This window comes from Bacillus sp. 5w2, assembly GCF_054353775.1.
Genome location: NZ_JBTIWT010000017.1, coordinates 1 through 17,454, shown reverse-complemented (window position 1 = coordinate 17,454; position 17,454 = coordinate 1). Strand labels below are relative to the sequence as shown.

Here is a 17,454-nt window from a genome sequence, read left to right as displayed (position 1 = left end):
CTTCAACTTAATAAAGAAAAGCCCCTTCAAAAGGGACTTTTACTTAATACTGTGTAACCGCATTACCAATACCCCAAATCTCATTACTATACTGCAAAATCGTTCGATCGCTCGCAAAATGACCAGATTGTGCAATATTTAAAATCGACATTTCTAGCCACTTCGTTCGGTTTTCATAAGCTCTACCAACAGCTTCTTGCCTTTCCGCATATGGACCAAAATCTCGCAGAACGAAATATTCATCATTTTGAATAACGAGAGAATCATAAATTGCTTCAAATTCAGCTCCCGACTGTGCAAAGAAACCATTCGTCAGTTGATCTACTACTTTCTTAATATGCATATTGTGGTGATAATAATCACTTGCACGATATCCACCATTTTGATAGTAATGAAGAACCTCTTCCGCTGTTAAGCCAAAAATGAAACAGTTATCATCACCGACCCGGTCTTTTATTTCAACGTTAGCACCGTCTAACGTTCCGATTGTAATCGCACCATTCATCATAAATTTCATGTTACCCGTTCCCGATGCTTCTTTACTCGCAGTTGAAATTTGCTCACTAACATCCGCTGCTGGGAATATATCTTCCGCTAAAGAAACTCGGTAGTTTTCTAGAAAGATAACTTTCATATATTGACTCACATACGGATCATTATTCACTTTCCTTGCAAGCTCATTTATTAATTTAATAATTTTTTTCGCATAGTAATAGCCAGGTGATGCTTTCGCTCCAAAGATAAAAGTACGCGGATAAAATGTAAAACTAGCATCCTCTTTCAGACGATTATACAAATATAAAATATGAAGAACATTCAATAATTGTCGTTTGTAAGCATGCAGTCTTTTTACTTGCACATCAAAAATAGAATTTGGATCAATTGTAATCCCCATTTTATTATGAATACGCTCTGCTAAAATCTCTTTACGCTCTTGTTTTACCTCTGCAAATTTCTCATGGAAACTCGCATCATATTGGACTGTTTGCAGCGCTTGAAGCTTAATCGGTTCTTTCTTCCACTCTGTTCCAATTGCCTCTGAAATCAGGTTTGTCAGCTGCGGATTTGCCTTCATTAACCAGCGTCTATGAGCGATTCCATTCGTTTTATTATTAAACTTATCTGGATAAAATTCATAGAACAATCGCATTTCACGCTGCTTTAAGATTTCCGTATGAATTTTTGCTACACCGTTTACGCTATGGCTACCGACAATTGCTAAATGAGCCATTTTCACAAGATCATGCGCAATAATCGCCATCTCTTCAATGCGATGCCATTCATACGGATAACGTTCCCAAAGTTCATGACAGAAACGTTCATTAATCTCTTCAATAATCATATAAATTCTCGGTAATAACGGTTTAAAAATGTGAATTGGCCACTTTTCAAGCGCTTCTGATAACGTCGTATGATTCGTGTAAGAAATCGTTTGCGTCGTTATGTGCCAAGCTTCTTCCCATGCTAGTTTTTCTTCATCTAATAAAATACGCATCAGTTCTGGAATCGCCAAAACTGGATGTGTATCATTAATATGAATCGCAATTTTCTCATGTAATTGACGAAGGTCACCATATCTTTCTCTATGCATACGAACGATATTTTGCAGACTTGCTGATACGAGGAAATACTGTTGTTTCAAACGAAGTATTTTCCCCTCATCATGCGTATCATCTGGATACAAAAACTCCGATACCGCCTCTGTTTCACGCTTATATTTTAAAATATCTTTGCAATTTTGCGGGAAAGGAACTGGTTCAGCATTCCAAAGTCTAAGTGTATTTACAGTACTCGTCTCATACCCTACTACTGGAACGTCATATGGTACTGCCATAATTACTTCTGCGTTCGTATGCCTAAACTCTAAACGTCCATCAATGTATAGCGGTTCAACATTGCCGAAATAACTTACTTCTACAGCTTGATCATGCCTTCTTACTTCCCATACGTTTTCATGAAGGAGCCACTGTTCTGGAAATTCAACTTGATAACCATCCACAATTTTTTGATCAAATAAGCCGTGTTTGTAACGAATTCCACAGCCATGACCTGGTAAGTTTAAAGAGGCAAGTGAATCAAGGAAACAAGCTGCTAATCGTCCAAGTCCACCATTTCCAAGACCTGCATCTGCTTCCACTTCTTCTAATTCTTGCAACGAAATACCAAGCTCAGAAAGTCCTTGCTCACAGACATCCCTGATGCCTAAATTTAATATGTTACTTCCAAGCAAACGCCCAAGTAAAAACTCAATGGATAAGTAATACATTTGCTTTTGCTCTCCAGACCGATAACTTTCGTTCGTTGCAATCCATTGACTATTCATATACTCACGTACCATGTACCCAAGCGTATTGTATTGATCACGAGTTGTAGAGTCTTTAAAACTTTTACCATACATCGTCTCTAACTTTTCTAGAAAAGCTGATTTAAAACTTTCAACATGAGTAAACATTTCTTCACCACCTACATGTTATTCCATGAGACTTTTATACAATTTCTTATAGGCAAGAGCTGATTTCTCCCAGCTGTAATCTTCAGTCATAGCTTGTTTTACAAGCTGCTCCCATACCGGTTTATCATGATAAAATTCAATTGCACGACGAACCGTGTGCAACATGTCATGTGCATTAAAGTTCGTGAAACTGAAACCATTTCCTTCTCCAGTTTCTTCGTCATAAGATTGTACAGTATCATTTAATCCACCTGTCTCTCTTACAATCGGAATTGTACCGTACGCTAATGCGATAAGTTGTCCAAGTCCACATGGTTCAAATAGTGATGGCATTAAGAATAAATCACTTCCCGCATACACTTGATGAGCTAATTCTTCATTAAATCCGATATACACTTTTACCTTCTCAGGATACTCATATGCCATCCACTCAAAGAATTGTTCATATTCAGAGTCACCTGATCCTAAAATAATACATTGTACATCTTCCTCCATTATTTCGCGGAATACAGTACGTACTAAATCAAGACCTTTTTGCTTCGTTAATCTCGTTACCATTGAAATAATCGGTGTATCTTCTTTTTCTGGCAAACCAAAATAACGCTGCAATGCGCGTTTATTTTCATTTTTTTCATATAATGAATCTGCATCGTACTGAGCAGTAATATATGAATCCGTTTCTGGATTATATACGCTCGTATCAATTCCATTTACAATGCCGCTAAGCTTACCGTTATATTTTCGTAACAACCCATCTAACTTCTCACCGAAAAACTCATATTGAATTTCTTCTTTGTATGTCGGGCTAACCGCTGTAATTTGATCAGAAGCGATAATGCCACCCTTCATAAAGTTCACATTTCCATAAAACTCTAACTGCTCACTATGAAAATATTCATCACCAAGTTCTAACAAGTCGTACATCACTTCAGGAGGAAATACACCTTGGAACTGCAAGTTATGAATCGTATACACCGTTTTAATATGCTCATATAATGGGTTATCTTGATACTTTTCACGCAGTAAGAAGTTAACCATAGCGGTATGCCAATCGTGGCTATGAAGAACATCCACTTCGAAATCAAGATGCGGAATACACTCTAAAACTGCTTTCGAAAAATAAGAAAAACGCTCTCCATCATCATAATGACCATATAGAGAATCCCTCTTAAAATAATATTCATTATCTATTAAGTAATACGTAATCCCATCCTGCTCACCTTTTAAAATTCCACAATATTGATTTCTCCACCCAAGCGGGACGTTAATTACTTTATGTAGCGTACATCCATCCCTTAATTTTTTTGGAATAAGACTATAATTTGGGAGTATAATGCGAACTTCCACACCTAATTTTTTCAGCTCTTTTGGGAGCGCACCTGCTACATCAGCTAATCCTCCCGATTTAACAAATGGTACACATTCTGATACTGCAAATAAAATATTCACTTGTTGTCCCACTGCACGAAAAGCTTATACTACTTCCCTTGCAGCTTCCTCCCTTCGAGTTTTCATTTAAATTATAACTTTAATCAGTGGAGGAAAAACCCCCACTGATTTCTTAAGAATAACTATTAATTGTACTGTTTTGAACGCTTCCTTTTTCGACAACGTATGGTTCATCGGCGTTTCCTTTTAGTACGACACCATCACCAATTTTCACGTCTTTATCAATAATAACACCGTCTATTATACAGTTATCTCCAATTTGGCTCTTTTGCATAATAATGCTATTACGAACAATTGAACCTTTTCCAATTTTAACAGAACGGGAGACAACACTATTTTCTACTTCGCCTTCGATAATACTACCGTTTGCAATCATTGTATTTTTCACGGCTGCACCCTTTAAGTAACGCGTTGGTGGTTCATCTTTTACTTTCGTAAAGATCGGTGCTTCTTTCTTAAATACTTGCTTCCAAATAGCAGGCTGCAAAATTTCTAAACTATGCTTATAGTAACTTTCAATCGAATCAATAATAGCTACATATCCTGTATGCTCATACGTAGCAATATGCAGTGATTTTCCGCGCTTTTCTCTCACTACATCAAATAAACTGTATTGCTCCACATCTTTATATGCTTCAAATAAATCTAATAATAATTGCTTCTTTAACACGTATGTTTGAAGCGAAACCCCTTCATGACAAACTTCCGTAATGTCAGCTGCCGTATGTATATGTCGCTCTAACACCCCTTGAAAATTTAATGCTGTTACGAGATGGCTATTCGTAATAACAACGTATTCTTCTCTGGCTCTTAGAAAATAATCAATATGTCTTCTAAAATGTGCAAAGGATCCAAATTCATCTTGGTCACATTGGCAGTTTGGCGGGAATAAAAACAGTCCGTCTCTTTTTCTATCTAAATCCCACTGTTTGCCTGAACCAACGTGGTCCATTAGTGAACGGTTTTTATGGCTTGTAAAAACTGCCACACTATGAATATTAGAATTCACCATATTTGAAAGCATGAAATCAATGAGTCGATAACGGCCCCCAAACGGTAACGCCGCTAGTGAACGATGCCCTGTTACTTTCTTTAAGGAAGGAAAACTTCCCGTTGCATTAATAATTCCTAACATTTTTTCTCCCATTCATTTCATCCCCCTTTTCTATTTCCCTTCAGCAATTAGTACTACATCGTCAACATTCTTTTCTGGACGAATAATTGTTCCATCTTCAATAACCATTTCCGATCCAACGATCGCTCTTTCAATCACAACATTTTTACCAATCTTCGCTCCTGGCATAACGACAGAATCAATAACCATACTACCCTCTTCCACCGTCACCCCTTGGAATAATACAGAATGCTTCACGTCCCCTTCAATGACGCATCCTTCGTTAATAAGTGATTCTTCTACTTTTGCCTGTTCGGCAATATATTGAGGCGGTTCGTTTGGATTCACAGAATAAATACGCCAATTACGATCGTTTAAATTCAGCGACGTTTCATCGCGAAGTAAATCCATATTCGCTTCCCATAAGCTTTTCACCGTTCCAACATCCTTCCAATATCCTTCAAACGGATACGCCATAAGCTTTTTCCCTTCATCTAATAAAAGCGGAAGTACATCTTTTCCGAAATCATTACTAGATTCAGGATTTCTTGCATCCATCTCTAAATACTCTTTCAAAATTGCCCAGTTAAAAATATAGATTCCCATTGAGGCAAGATTACTTCTTGGAAATTGCGGTTTCTCTTCAAATTCAACAATCTCCATCTCTTCATTTGTATTCATAATGCCAAAGCGACTCGCTTCATCCCAAGGCACTTCAATAACAGAAATCGAAACATCCGCTTCTTTCTCAATATGGTAATCTAGCATTTTACTGTAATCCATTTTATAAATATGGTCGCCAGATAAAATAAGAACATACTCTGGTTCGTACTGACTTAAATAGTTTAAGTTTTGATAAATGGCACTTGCCGTACCTGTGTACCACTTCACCCCTGAAGATTCCGCATAAGGAGGTAACACTGTGACTCCACCGCTTACTCGGTCTAAATCCCAAGCATTGCCGATTCCGATATAATTATGAAGTTCAAGTGGTTGATACTGCGTCAAAATCCCCACCGTTTCAATACCAGAATTCGCACAGTTGCTTAGCGTAAAATCAATAATGCGATATTTACCACCAAATGGAACAGCTGGCTTGGCTAAATTTTTTGTTAATGCACTTAATCGACTACCTTTTCCCCCTGCTAGTAACATTGCTACGCACTTTTGTTTTTGAGCCATCTTGTTTTTTGCTCCCCTTTCTCGTCTTCACTGGTCGTAATATGGATACGCCAAATGGTGGAATTGTAATTTCTACATGTGCTGCTTGATTATGATACGGTTCTAGAATCGCCTTAAGACGTTTCTTATTTACTTGCCCCGAACCGCCATATTGCTCAGCATCACTATTTAAAATCTCGTTATAATTCTCGAAATCTGGTACACCTACTTTATAGTTTTCATATGTAGCTTTCGTAAAATTACATACGACAACTAACGCATCTTCTTGTTTATCCCCTTGGCGGATAAACGAGAAAATACTTTGCTCATGATTATTAGCATCTATCCACTGAAATCCTTCAGGTGAATGATCAAGCTGCCAAAGTGGTTTGGAGCGCTTATACAATGCTATGAGCTCTTTAAAGTAATCATGCATATAACGATGCATTTCAAAATCATGTAAATTCCAATCTAAATCTTCAAGGTCTTTCCACTCATCAAACTGCCCAAATTCTCCTCCCATGAAAAGTAATTTCTTTCCTGGGTGAGTAAAAAAATATCCATATAATAAACGAAGTTGAGCAAACTTATCCCAGTAATCTCCTGGCATTTTATTTAATAACGACTTTTTCCCATGAACGACTTCATCATGAGAAAGCGGTAATATAAAGTTTTCAGAGTAAGCATACATTAAAGAAAACGTCATTTTCTCATGAATATGCTTCCTATACTCAGGCGCACACTCCATATATTTCAGCACATCATTCATCCAGCCCATATTCCATTTGTAATTGAACCCAAGCCCACCTTCATACGTTGGGGCTGTTACAAGTGGCCAAGCTGTTGAATCTTCTGCTGTCATAAGGAAATCTTCATCTTCTGCAAACACCGCTTCATTTAACTCTCGTAAAAATGAAACAGCGTGCTCATTACTTTGCTCCTGCCCTTCTTTATTCCAATACAACATATTCGCAACTGCATCCACCCTGAAACCGTCAATATGGAAATGTCTCATCCAAAATAACGCATTTGAAATTAAGAAATTACGTACTTCCCTCTTTCCTAAATCAAAATTGACAGTTCCCCATACTAGATTTTCTTGGACATCTTTATCTTTATATTCATAAGTCGGTGTCCCATCAAACAAATATAAACCGTGAGCATCTTTACAAAAATGCCCCGGCACCCAATCTAAAATGACACCGATTCCATATTTATGACATTCATCGACAAAATGCATCAAATCATGTGGCGTGCCGAATCTACTCGTTGCTGCATAATATCCCGTCCCTTGATATCCCCAAGAACGATCATATGGATGCTCAACAAGCGGCATAATTTCAATATGTGTAAATTGATGTTCCACCACATAAGGAATGAGTTCTTCTGCCATTTCCCTGTAAGAATACAGTGTTCCGTCTTCTTTCTTTTTCCAAGAACCGAAATGTAATTCATAAACCGTCATCGCTTCTTTATAAACCGATTTTTTCTTTTTCTTACGGCTCCAGTTTTTATCATTCCATTCGTATCCCTTTATATCAAAAACTACAGATGCCGTATTCGGTCTTACTTCTGCATACACAGCATACGGATCTGCCTTTAAAATGACGTCACCAGTCATTGTTTCAATCGCATATTTATATATTTCTCTTTCTTCAATATGCGGTATAAACAAGGACCAAATTCCCTCTTCTGTCACTTGTAGCATCTTATGTTGTTCATAATCCCATTCATTAAAATCTCCAACAACACTCATTGCTTTCGCATGAGGAGCCCATACTGTAAATCGTACTCCTCGCATCTCATCTTCCGTCACAACATGTGCGCCAAAGATGTTATAACTGTCATAGTACTTTTCTGTATGAAACTCATCTCGTTTCACTTCTTCACAATTTATTACACTCAATATGTTCACCTCACTAAGATGACAGAATTTTTTATACTTTAACAATTCTGCAAAAAACTGAAATATCCTTGTTGATTTATAAAAAATATACGTTTTTTTCTTAAAAATATTGATTTTTTTCACATTTCCATATAAAATATCGAATTTTGACGAATATTCATTGAAAACGCTTCACTTTCTTTCTATCTTTCTGCCTTTTATTTATTTCTCAATATCTATTCTATTAGATTCCTCCTATTTTCCACTCTATTTATCACGTAAAATCACAACAAAATAATCTGTCATAAAAAAATGTTTCTCAACATTTTTTGTCACAATTTTATTGAAATGGAAAATTCATAAGCATATACTCGTTCTCAATAAAGAACACCAAACCTTCGCAAATATAATTCATACTGAAACACTCTGTTTACTCTATCCATACTCCCGGCGAACGTTTGAAAAAATTAAAATTAGGGGGCTTTCTTATGTCAGTAAAACAAAAAGTTGGAATGGGAGTTGTCACAGCTTCACTTGGCTTATCCCTTACATTCGGCGGTGTATTCGCCTATTTCAGTGATTCTGAAACATCGAATAATTCATTTCAAGCGGGAACACTAGACCTTTCTATTAATCCAAGTGTAATCGTTGATGTGAAAGATTTAAAACCAGGTGATTTTATTGAAAGAAATTTCAAGCTTGAAAACAAAGGAACATTGGATATTGCAAAGGTAGCACTTGAAACATCCTATGAAGTTACAGATGCAAAGCAAAATAATGATGGTGAAGATTTAGGCGATCACATCATCGTCAAATTTTTAGTGAATGATGGAAAGCCATCTAATCCAAACGATGATCATGAAATTTTGTGGGAAACAAAACTATCAGAATTGAAAAATATGAAACCTGAGGATGTAGCTACATCTCTAGAACGTCATAACTTAATAGATGGTATTAAATCTGGTGAAACAGATTCCTTACACGTCCTCTTCTCCTTTGAAGACAACGACCAAGATCAAAATAAATTCCAGGGGGATTCCTTACAGCTAAATTGGACATTCCATGCAGAGCAAACACCAGGCGTGGAGAAATAATTTTAAAAATATAAATTATCGGAGGCCTATACATGAAAAAGAAAAATCGTTTTGTTACCGGAATTGTAACGGCTGGCGTTCTATTTTCAACTGCCCTTCCGTTCAATGTACTTGCTGAAAACCCTATTAATCAAATTGACTCTTCAAACGCCCAGTCTTTACTATCAAAACTTTCTAAAGAACAGCGTCAGGCATTACAAACGTTAGATGCCAATCCTGGTTTTACGATTTCACCAGATATTAATACGAGCAGTTCCGAACCAGTAAATATCATTGTAGAATTTCAAACTGCGCCAGTAAAGATTAATGAATTAAAACAAAAAGAAAAAGGATTGCAAGCTGCACCTGGAAATATAAAAGCACGCATTGATCAAGAGCATGAAGAATTCCAAAAAGGTCTTAAAAACCTCCGTCAATTCAGTCCATCAGTAAAGTCTGGAAATTTCCAGTCTGTACAAATTAAACGCTCTTATAAACATGCTATAAATGGGGTTGCCCTGACATTACCTGCAAATACAGTTGAAGAATTGTTACGAATCGGTGTTGTAAAACGTATTTGGAAAGATTACGAAGTAAAATTAAATTTACCAAAACAAGCAGAGCAGAAAGCACCTCAAAAACTAACAGATAGCATTCCGCAAATTGGGGTAGATAAGTTACATAGCGAGGGCATTACCGGAAAAGGAATTAAAGTTGGTGTATTAGATACAGGTATTGATTACAATCACCCTGACTTAAAAGATGTGTATAAAGGATACCGTGCAAAAAATGGCGAGGACTCTAGCAAAATAGACCCAAACTCCGTAAAAGGTTGGGACTTTATTAATAACGATGCAGATCCGATGGAGACTACGTATGCAGAATGGCAACAATCTGGCGCTCCTGAATTCGATGATCGTGGCTCTTCCTTCTACACCGCACATGGTACTCACGTAGCAGGTATCGTTTCTGCTCAAAAGAAAAACACATCAGATTCCGCAGTAAAAGGTGTTGCACCTGACATTGAACTGTATAACTATCGTGTACTTGGTCCATACGGAAGCGGAGATAGTTCTGGTATTATTGCTGCAATCGATAAATCTATTTCTGACGGTATGAACGTTATTAATTTATCGTTAGGTGACGATAGTAACAATCCGCTTGATCCAACGTCTATCGCTGTCAATAACGCGATGCTTTCCGGTGTTGTTACAGTCGTTGCTGCTGGGAACTCTGGTCCAAATCCAGCGACACTCGGATCACCAGGTGCTTCTCCCTTTGCGATTACGGTCGGGGCAAGTGATAGTTCTATTTCCTTACCAAAACTATCAGGTCATGCTGGACAAGTACAATTCCCTAACTTAATTTTATTTGGCAAAAACTTCACTGATAAAATAGAAGATTTCAAAGGACAATCTCTCCCTATTGAATCTGTAGGAATCGGTACGCCTGACGAATTTAGTAAAAAAGATGTAAAAGGGAAAATCGCTCTCGTTGCACGTGGTACACTCTCATTTGATGAAAAAATCGCGAATGCGAAACAAGCTGGTGCAAAAGCCGTTATTATTTATAACAATGTGGACGGAGAAATTCCTTTCTACGTTGGCGAAAGCACAAAATACATTCCAGCATTCCGCCTAACGAAAGAAGACGGTGAAAAACTAAAAGCTCAAATCGAACAAGGTAACACCTCCTTTACTTTTGGCGAAATTAGTTATATTCAAACAGAAGGCGATCATCTTGCAGACTTTAGCTCACGAGGCCCTGTTACATCAAATGATGATATTAAACCTGATATTACAGCACCTGGTGTTGCTGTACTTTCAACAGTGCCTGAATATATTAACGATCCACAAGAAGGCGAAAACTATGACGTTTCCTATGAGCGTATGCAAGGAACATCTATGGCATCCCCTCATATCGCTGGCGTTGCTGCTCTTATTTTACAAGAACACCCAGAATACTCTCCATTCGATGTAAAGGCGTCTCTTATGAACACGGCTGATGATTTAAAAGAAAAATATTCTGTATATGAAGTTGGAGCTGGGCGAGTAGATGCATACAACGCTGTTCATACAGAAACAAGCTTTAAAGTATTAGATACGACAAAAACTGTTGTAAATGATGAAGTAATTGAAGTACCCGAAGAAACTGGATCTATTGCATTCGGTAAGTTTTATCAAAAAGACGGTGAAGCTCTTGAACAAAAACGAAATATAAAAGTGGAAAACCATAATAAACAAGAGAAGAAAGAATTTAAAACAGAAATTTCTTATATACCGGCTTCTTCTACTATTAACGATGCTGTCGCAAACAGTGTAAAAGTCTCTGTTCCAGAAACAATTACTCTTGATGCTGGCAAATCAGATGAAATCGAAGCAAAAATTAATGTCCCAGCCGGTGCAAAGCAAGGCCGATATGAAGGATATATTCATATTACAAATACGAAAAATAAAGAAGAAACGTATCAAATTCCGTTCTCTATTCGTGTATCAGAACCTGGTATTGAAAACGCGATACTATCAAGAAAAGCCATTTCAACTGATACATCGAAATTTAATCCATACGGTGAATCCTATGTTCACGGGGCATTCCAATTAAATAGCGAACTTGAAACGTTAGATCTTATCGTGAAAGATTCCAAAACAAATAAAGCGCTCGGCTTCATCGGAACATTAAACACGAGTGGACTAAAAACGGATGTGTATTATTACTTAGATTCATTCTTTAACGGAAAAGTATATCCTTTTACAAATGATCCTGCAAAACCAATCGGTGATGAGAAAATCAACTTACCAGAAGGAGACTACACAATTGAGTTTGTCGGCTACGATAAAGCCGGGAAAGCACGTGTGAAAGGTGATTATGTCGTAATTGATAATACACCACCGGAAGTGAAATTAACGGGATTAAAACCTGGTATTTATGAATTAAATGAAGAGAATTATACAGTGGAAGATGGCAAAAAGGCACTATGGATTAAAGGTAATGTATATGATTCAAACGTTGACTACTTAAAAGGAAAAGGCTTAAACATTACGCAAGAAGCGAATGGCGTTATGTACTATGATTATTCCCCATACTTGCATAAGTTTTTACCTATTAATGCAAATGGTGACTTTAAAGTTGGCATTACTCCTGAATCCTTTAAGCTGGAAGGCCCAATGAACACAGGCGTATATATTTTCGATTATGCAACTGCAGGACCTGACTATCCAAACGGTGTAAATAACTATTGGTTTATCCCGCAAGGAGCTCAATATGCGAAAACTAGCTATGATAAAAGAGAAGTATACAAAAATGATGAACTTACTGTAACCCTAAATGCGAAACACGTAAAACAATTCGTTGCTGGGGAATTTAACGTAAAATTCCTAGAGAAGAACTTCAAATTTGCAAATGCGAAATTGAATCCTGCTTTTGAAAAACTCCTTTCTGAAAAAGGGGTAACAGCAAAAGTAAATGAACCGAAACTAGAAGCAGGTTCTGTTACAGTAGGCGGAGCTATCGATGACAAAAACTTCGCTGGATTAGATGGTGATTTCCCATTCATTGATGTAACGTTCAAAGTCGAAAACGATGAGTTTTATGAAGCAAATGCTCAATTAGATTTATCAGTGTTCGCTTACTGGAAACAAGGTGAACCAGAACCAAACAGAATGCGTGTACTTCAAGATCAAACATTCTCAGTTATGTCCTTAAACTCACTAGTAGAAGGAAATATTAAACCTGGTGCATTCTTAAATGAACGTGGATATTTAGATGAAAAATTCGATTATACAAAGCTTGGCGTAAAAGTATATGCAACAGATTCCTACCGTCATAAGTTTGAAGGATCACTAGATAAATATGGATACTTCAAGCTGAATGGATTTCCAGTTAATAAACGCGACTATAACTTATATGTAGAAGTTCCAGGACATTTAACAAGCCGTCTAACAACGAAATTAGGTACTGAAAAAGATGGTAAGCTGCTTGGTCAATATTATTATGCACGCCTTGATGAAAACCTTGCCGGTGATGTAAACGGTGATAAAGTAATTGATATAAAAGATGCTGAAATTATCGCTAGCAACTATGGTAAAAAAGGAGTATCTGTAAAAGACGGAGACCTTAACAAAGATGGTATTGTCGACGAAAAAGATATTCGCTTTGTTGAAAAGAACTTCTTGAAAAAGGGTCCGGATGCATCTAAATCACAAACACCTGCGGAAAAATCAAAAAGCGGTACACTGGCAGATATCTTAAAGAAATTGGGATTAACGCCTAAAAAATAATAATAAAGAGCACTCTACGTAAAGTAGAGTGCTCTTTTCTATAAACGATCCTTATCCAGCAAAAGGGGTATATTGGGGATATACAAGGAAACCGGAAAAGGAATTTATATTAAATTATATGAATTCAGAGGTAGGAAGCAGTGTCCCGCCTCTGAATGATTTATCAATTATTATAGTACTGGTGCCATTGTTTCTTTTAATACTTTTACAGAATGAGCGAATTTCGCTTTTTCATCTTCATTTAGCTCAAGTTCTACGATTTCACGTACACCTTCGCGGTTAATAACAGCTGGAACACCTACGAAAGCATCTTTCTCACCGTATTGTCCTTCAAGGTATGCAGATACAGTTAATACGCTGTTCTCGTTGCTTAAGATTGCTTTAGTTACACGAAGTAGTGACATACCGATTCCGTAGTAAGTTGCACCTTTACGCTCGATGATATGGTAAGCTGCATCACGTACGTTTTCGAAGATTTTGTCTAAGTCTTCTTGTTTGTACTGTTCGTTGTTAGCTAAGATTGTTTCTAGTTTTTGTACACCGATAGTAGCGTGGCTCCATACTGGAAGTTCAGTGTCACCGTGTTCACCAACGATGTAAGCATGTACGTTACGTGGATCTACATCTAAGTAGTCACCTAACATGTAACGGAAACGAGCAGAGTCTAAAGTTGTACCAGAACCGATTACACGCTCTTTTGGTAGACCAGATTCTTTCCAAGTTACGTAAGTTAAAATGTCAACTGGGTTAGTTGCAATTAAGAAGATTCCATCGAATCCGCTATCCATAATACCGCGAACGATTTGTTTAAAGATTTTTGTGTTCTTCTCAACTAAGTCTAAACGAGTTTCACCTGGCTTTTGTGGTAATCCAGCAGTGATAACTACTAAATCTGCATCTTTACAATCTGCATAGCTACCGCTCCAAACTTTTGTTGGTGATGGAGAGAATGGTACTGCATGGCTTAAGTCCATCGCTTCCCCTTCTGCTTTTGCTTCATTAACATCTACTAATACGAATTCTTCAGCTACACCTTGGTTGATCATTGAGTAAGCGTAACTACAACCTACAGCTCCTGTTCCTACTAATACTACACGATTGATACCTTTTTTCATGTTAATTTCCCCTCTCTATTGTTCACATCTATTTTTTATGATTGTTTAAGTAATTAATTAAAATACTAATTTAATGTTGTTTAACTTCTTTACACTCATATTGTAGCACGTATTATTGTGAATTACTTCACAAATTATGACCTATTTGTGAACTTTTTCACATAGAGTGTAAAGTTGATGGAATAGGTGTGGAATCCATTTTAATGGAGGCGTTTTCTTTAGATTGTGAAAGGATTTTTCTTATGTTTTCTTTGGTGATTGAAATTATATCAGCGATTTTCTGAATATATCAAGCGCAACTCACATTTTCTTCTTTCATCTCTAATATGGTTGCTATTTCCTTATATAAAAGTTCATAATTATACTTTAATAAAAGGATATATTTATATATTGGATTCATCTTTCCAAGCATGCTTTGTATTTCTACTTGAAGCTCTTTTCTCAAAAGTGGTTCATCTAATCCTTTTGATCCAATTAATTGAACAGATTCAATCGGGATTTCTTCACTACGCTTTTGCCTTCTTGCTAAATCACGGTGTCTATTAATCGCAACTTGAAATAACCATGTTTTTATATAAGTAATTTTCATATTTGGTACAGACAATAATGCTTTATGTATCGTGTCTTGAACAATGTCTTCTACATCTGCTGGTGTTAGCCCCTCGCCATCAAGTTAAAATTTAATACGATCCCCAGAACCATAAAAATGGACCTCGTTGTTATAAAAGACACAATATTTTTGTTTTGGAAGCATTATAAAATTTTTAACTTTCACAGCATAATTACTTTGTAATTATACCTTTTATTATCTCAAAACCAAAAACTCTTATTAAAACTTGTTTACATACATACAAATCATATAAGTGAATAAAAAATAATTATTTTTATAACCATTAGGGGGGCAAATAAATGAATATATATTTAGCCGGGCCATTTTTCAACCCTGAACAAATTGCACTATTAGAAAAATTAGAGATAATTTTATCTAAGAAAGGATTAAATGTATTTTCTCCACGAAAATATATGAGTAAATTTCCCTTTGGATCTTATGAATGGCAATTTCAAAACTTTGTTACTGATGTAAATGCAATTCAACATAGTGATATTACCTTTGCAATATATAATGATCAAGATTCCGGAACAATGTGGGAAGTTGGGTATACTTGGTCACTTAAAAAACCTATTATTATTTTTAATACTAAAGAAAAAGTTGTTAATCTTATGATTACACAATCTTTACATGCATATTTGGATAGCTTTGATAAAGTAATTCAGTATGATTTTAATAAATTACCTCGTATATTTTATGATGGAGCTGTAACGTAATCAAAAAAAGAAAAAAGCTCATGTGAAATTAAACTTATATAATCTTAACGTGGTTTATTTCCAAAATGATGGCGATACCCCATCACCATCAAGCTAATTTTGAGGGCATTATAAAATTCTTAGGTTAATGGGCATATGGTGTTAGCCCTATTTTAAGAAAATACCTATAAATGCTTTTAGAGGTTTTTATAATAATCTTTTCATACTCCATCGCTCTCTCCTTTCTATTAGTTAGACGATTAGAATAGAAAAAAGTATACAAGAAATCTATAAAAAAAAAGCAGACGATTCAAAGTCCGCTTTTACACAACAAAAAAGAGATAGCAGATTATGCTATCTCTTTTAGTATGACCCGTACGGGATTCGAACCCGTGTTACCGCCGTGAAAGGGCGGTGTCTTAACCACTTGACCAACGGGCCAGTTCTGGCAGAGAAGAAGGGATTCGAACCCTCGCACCGCGTTCGCGATCTACTCCCTTAGCAGGGGAGCCCCTTGAGCCACTTGGGTACTTCTCTATAAATATGGCTCCGCAGGTAGGACTCGAACCTACGACCGATCGGTTAACAGCCGATAGCTCTACCACTGAGCTACTGCGGAACAATTATGGTGGGCCTAAATGGACTCGAACCATCGACCTCACGCTTATCAGGCGTGCGCTCTAACCAGCTGAGCTATAGGCCCATAATTGAAAAGCGGGTGAAGAGAATCGAACTCTCGACCAGAGCTTGGAAGGCTCTTGTTTTACCACTAAACTACACCCGCATTAAATTATAAATGGTGAGCCATGAAGGATTCGAACCTTCGACCCTCTGATTAAAAGTCAGATGCTCTACCAACTGAGCTAATGGCTCATTTTGAAAGTGGTGCCGACTAGAGGACTTGAACCCCCAACCTACTGATTACAAGTCAGTTGCTCTACCAATTGAGCTAAGTCGGCTTGCGACTTCAAAATGGTGGCTCGGGACGGAATCGAACCGCCGACACGAGGATTTTCAGTCCTCTGCTCTACCGACTGAGCTACCGAGCCTTTATGTAAAAAATGGCGGTCCCGACCGGGGTCGAACCGGCGATCTCCTGCGTGACAGGCAGGCATGTTAACCACTACACCACGGGACCATTTGGTTGCGGGGACAGGATTTGAACCTGCGACCTTCGGGTTATGAGCCCGACGAGCTACCGTGCTGCTCCACCCCGCGATGATAAAATATTTAATTTAGAAAAAATGGAGGAGGTAGAGGGATTCGAACCCCCGCGCGACTCTCGCCGCCTGTCGGTTTTCAAGACCGATCCCTTCAGCCGAACTTGGGTATACCTCCGAGATATAAACCTTTAGTGGTGGACCTTGTAGGACTCGAACCTACGACCGGACGGTTATGAGCCGTCTGCTCTAACCAGCTGAGCTAAAGGTCCTTTATGGTAGCGGCGGAGGGGATCGAACCCCCGACCTCACGGGTATGAACCGTACGCTCTAGCCAGCTGAGCTACACCGCCATAAATGATATTAAAAAAAGTGGAGCCTAGCGGGATCGAACCGCTGACCTCCTGCGTGCAAGGCAGGCGCTCTCCCAGCTGAGCTAAGGCCCCGTGTTTTTTGGAAAATC

Annotated in this window: 9 protein-coding genes, 14 tRNA genes and 1 pseudogene; 3 read left to right on the top strand and 21 right to left on the bottom strand. The window is 37.5% G+C overall.

Going from position 1 to position 17,454, the window contains the following annotated elements:
- Positions 1 to 43: 43 nt before the first annotated feature.
- The 5 genes from glgP to glgB form a co-directional block, all read right to left on the bottom strand.
- On the bottom strand, positions 44 to 2,452 hold the full coding sequence (gene glgP / locus ACXY7N_RS22955) for a glycogen phosphorylase (RefSeq protein WP_016085767.1): 2,409 nt from the start codon (positions 2,450 to 2,452) through the stop codon (positions 44 to 46).
- Between the two features lie 18 nt (positions 2,453 to 2,470).
- Positions 2,471 to 3,901, bottom strand: a complete 1,431-nt coding sequence (gene glgA, locus ACXY7N_RS22950) for a glycogen synthase GlgA (protein WP_016135559.1) — start codon at positions 3,899 to 3,901, stop codon at positions 2,471 to 2,473.
- Positions 3,902 to 4,013: 112 nt separating this feature from the next.
- Positions 4,014 to 5,048 (bottom strand): glucose-1-phosphate adenylyltransferase subunit GlgD, encoded by a 1,035-nt coding sequence (gene glgD / locus ACXY7N_RS22945; RefSeq protein ID WP_016085765.1) that lies wholly within the window; start codon positions 5,046 to 5,048, stop codon positions 4,014 to 4,016.
- Between the two features lie 18 nt (positions 5,049 to 5,066).
- Complete coding sequence (glgC, locus tag ACXY7N_RS22940) at positions 5,067 to 6,197, bottom strand: glucose-1-phosphate adenylyltransferase (RefSeq protein ID WP_000057614.1); 1,131 nt, start codon at positions 6,195 to 6,197, stop codon at positions 5,067 to 5,069.
- Positions 6,145 to 8,082, bottom strand: coding sequence for a 1,4-alpha-glucan branching protein GlgB (gene glgB, locus ACXY7N_RS22935; RefSeq protein ID WP_016085764.1), 1,938 nt, complete (start codon positions 8,080 to 8,082; stop codon positions 6,145 to 6,147). Before glgB ends, glgC begins: the two co-directional genes overlap by 53 nt.
- Before the next feature lie 467 nt (positions 8,083 to 8,549).
- Here glgB and ACXY7N_RS22930 point away from each other — a divergent pair, with 467 nt between their 5' ends.
- Complete coding sequence (locus tag ACXY7N_RS22930; RefSeq protein WP_098986366.1) at positions 8,550 to 9,155, top strand: CalY family protein; 606 nt, start codon at positions 8,550 to 8,552, stop codon at positions 9,153 to 9,155.
- A gap of 32 nt (positions 9,156 to 9,187) precedes the next feature.
- The gene (locus ACXY7N_RS22925; protein ID WP_488592620.1) at positions 9,188 to 13,411 is read left to right on the top strand and encodes a S8 family serine peptidase; all 4,224 of its coding nucleotides are present in this window, start codon (positions 9,188 to 9,190) and stop codon (positions 13,409 to 13,411) included.
- Positions 13,412 to 13,581: 170 nt separating this feature from the next.
- On the opposite strand, the gene ACXY7N_RS22920 is transcribed toward ACXY7N_RS22925, so the two are convergent.
- Together ACXY7N_RS22920 and ACXY7N_RS22915 are read right to left on the bottom strand one after the other, a co-directional pair.
- Positions 13,582 to 14,526 carry an L-lactate dehydrogenase gene (locus ACXY7N_RS22920; protein WP_000715344.1) on the bottom strand — a complete coding sequence of 315 codons (945 nt, stop codon included), beginning with the start codon at positions 14,524 to 14,526 and terminating at the stop codon, positions 13,582 to 13,584.
- Between the two features lie 289 nt (positions 14,527 to 14,815).
- Positions 14,816 to 15,166: pseudogene (locus ACXY7N_RS22915) on the bottom strand (RNA polymerase sigma factor); the annotation flags it as partial.
- 269 nt (positions 15,167 to 15,435) lie between these two features.
- On the opposite strand from ACXY7N_RS22915, the gene ACXY7N_RS22910 reads away from it, so the two are divergent.
- Positions 15,436 to 15,852, top strand: a complete 417-nt coding sequence (locus ACXY7N_RS22910; RefSeq protein ID WP_016136900.1) for a nucleoside 2-deoxyribosyltransferase — start codon at positions 15,436 to 15,438, stop codon at positions 15,850 to 15,852.
- 348 nt (positions 15,853 to 16,200) lie between these two features.
- Here the strand turns inward: ACXY7N_RS22910 and ACXY7N_RS22905 are convergent.
- The 14 genes from ACXY7N_RS22905 to ACXY7N_RS22840 all read right to left on the bottom strand — a co-directional run bounded on the left by ACXY7N_RS22905 (position 16,201) and on the right by ACXY7N_RS22840 (position 17,437).
- A tRNA-Glu gene (locus ACXY7N_RS22905) sits at positions 16,201 to 16,272 on the bottom strand.
- A gap of 5 nt (positions 16,273 to 16,277) precedes the next feature.
- Positions 16,278 to 16,368 (bottom strand) — tRNA-Ser (locus tag ACXY7N_RS22900).
- A gap of 7 nt (positions 16,369 to 16,375) precedes the next feature.
- A tRNA-Asn gene (locus tag ACXY7N_RS22895) sits at positions 16,376 to 16,450 on the bottom strand.
- A gap of 7 nt (positions 16,451 to 16,457) precedes the next feature.
- Positions 16,458 to 16,534 (bottom strand) — tRNA-Ile (locus ACXY7N_RS22890).
- A 10-nt stretch (positions 16,535 to 16,544) separates the two neighbouring features.
- Positions 16,545 to 16,615, bottom strand: a tRNA-Gly gene (locus ACXY7N_RS22885).
- Positions 16,616 to 16,628: 13 nt separating this feature from the next.
- Positions 16,629 to 16,704 (bottom strand) — tRNA-Lys (locus ACXY7N_RS22880).
- Between the two features lie 10 nt (positions 16,705 to 16,714).
- Positions 16,715 to 16,790 (bottom strand) — tRNA-Thr (locus ACXY7N_RS22875).
- Between the two features lie 14 nt (positions 16,791 to 16,804).
- Positions 16,805 to 16,880: transfer RNA gene (locus ACXY7N_RS22870), tRNA-Phe, on the bottom strand.
- A gap of 13 nt (positions 16,881 to 16,893) precedes the next feature.
- Positions 16,894 to 16,969, bottom strand: a tRNA-Asp gene (locus ACXY7N_RS22865).
- 3 nt (positions 16,970 to 16,972) lie between these two features.
- Positions 16,973 to 17,049, bottom strand: a tRNA-Met gene (locus ACXY7N_RS22860).
- A gap of 27 nt (positions 17,050 to 17,076) precedes the next feature.
- Positions 17,077 to 17,169 (bottom strand) — tRNA-Ser (locus ACXY7N_RS22855).
- 17 nt (positions 17,170 to 17,186) lie between these two features.
- Positions 17,187 to 17,263: transfer RNA gene (locus tag ACXY7N_RS22850), tRNA-Ile, on the bottom strand.
- 4 nt (positions 17,264 to 17,267) lie between these two features.
- Positions 17,268 to 17,344, bottom strand: a tRNA-Met gene (locus ACXY7N_RS22845).
- A gap of 20 nt (positions 17,345 to 17,364) precedes the next feature.
- A tRNA-Ala gene (locus tag ACXY7N_RS22840) sits at positions 17,365 to 17,437 on the bottom strand.
- Between the last annotated feature and the right edge of the window lie 17 nt (positions 17,438 to 17,454).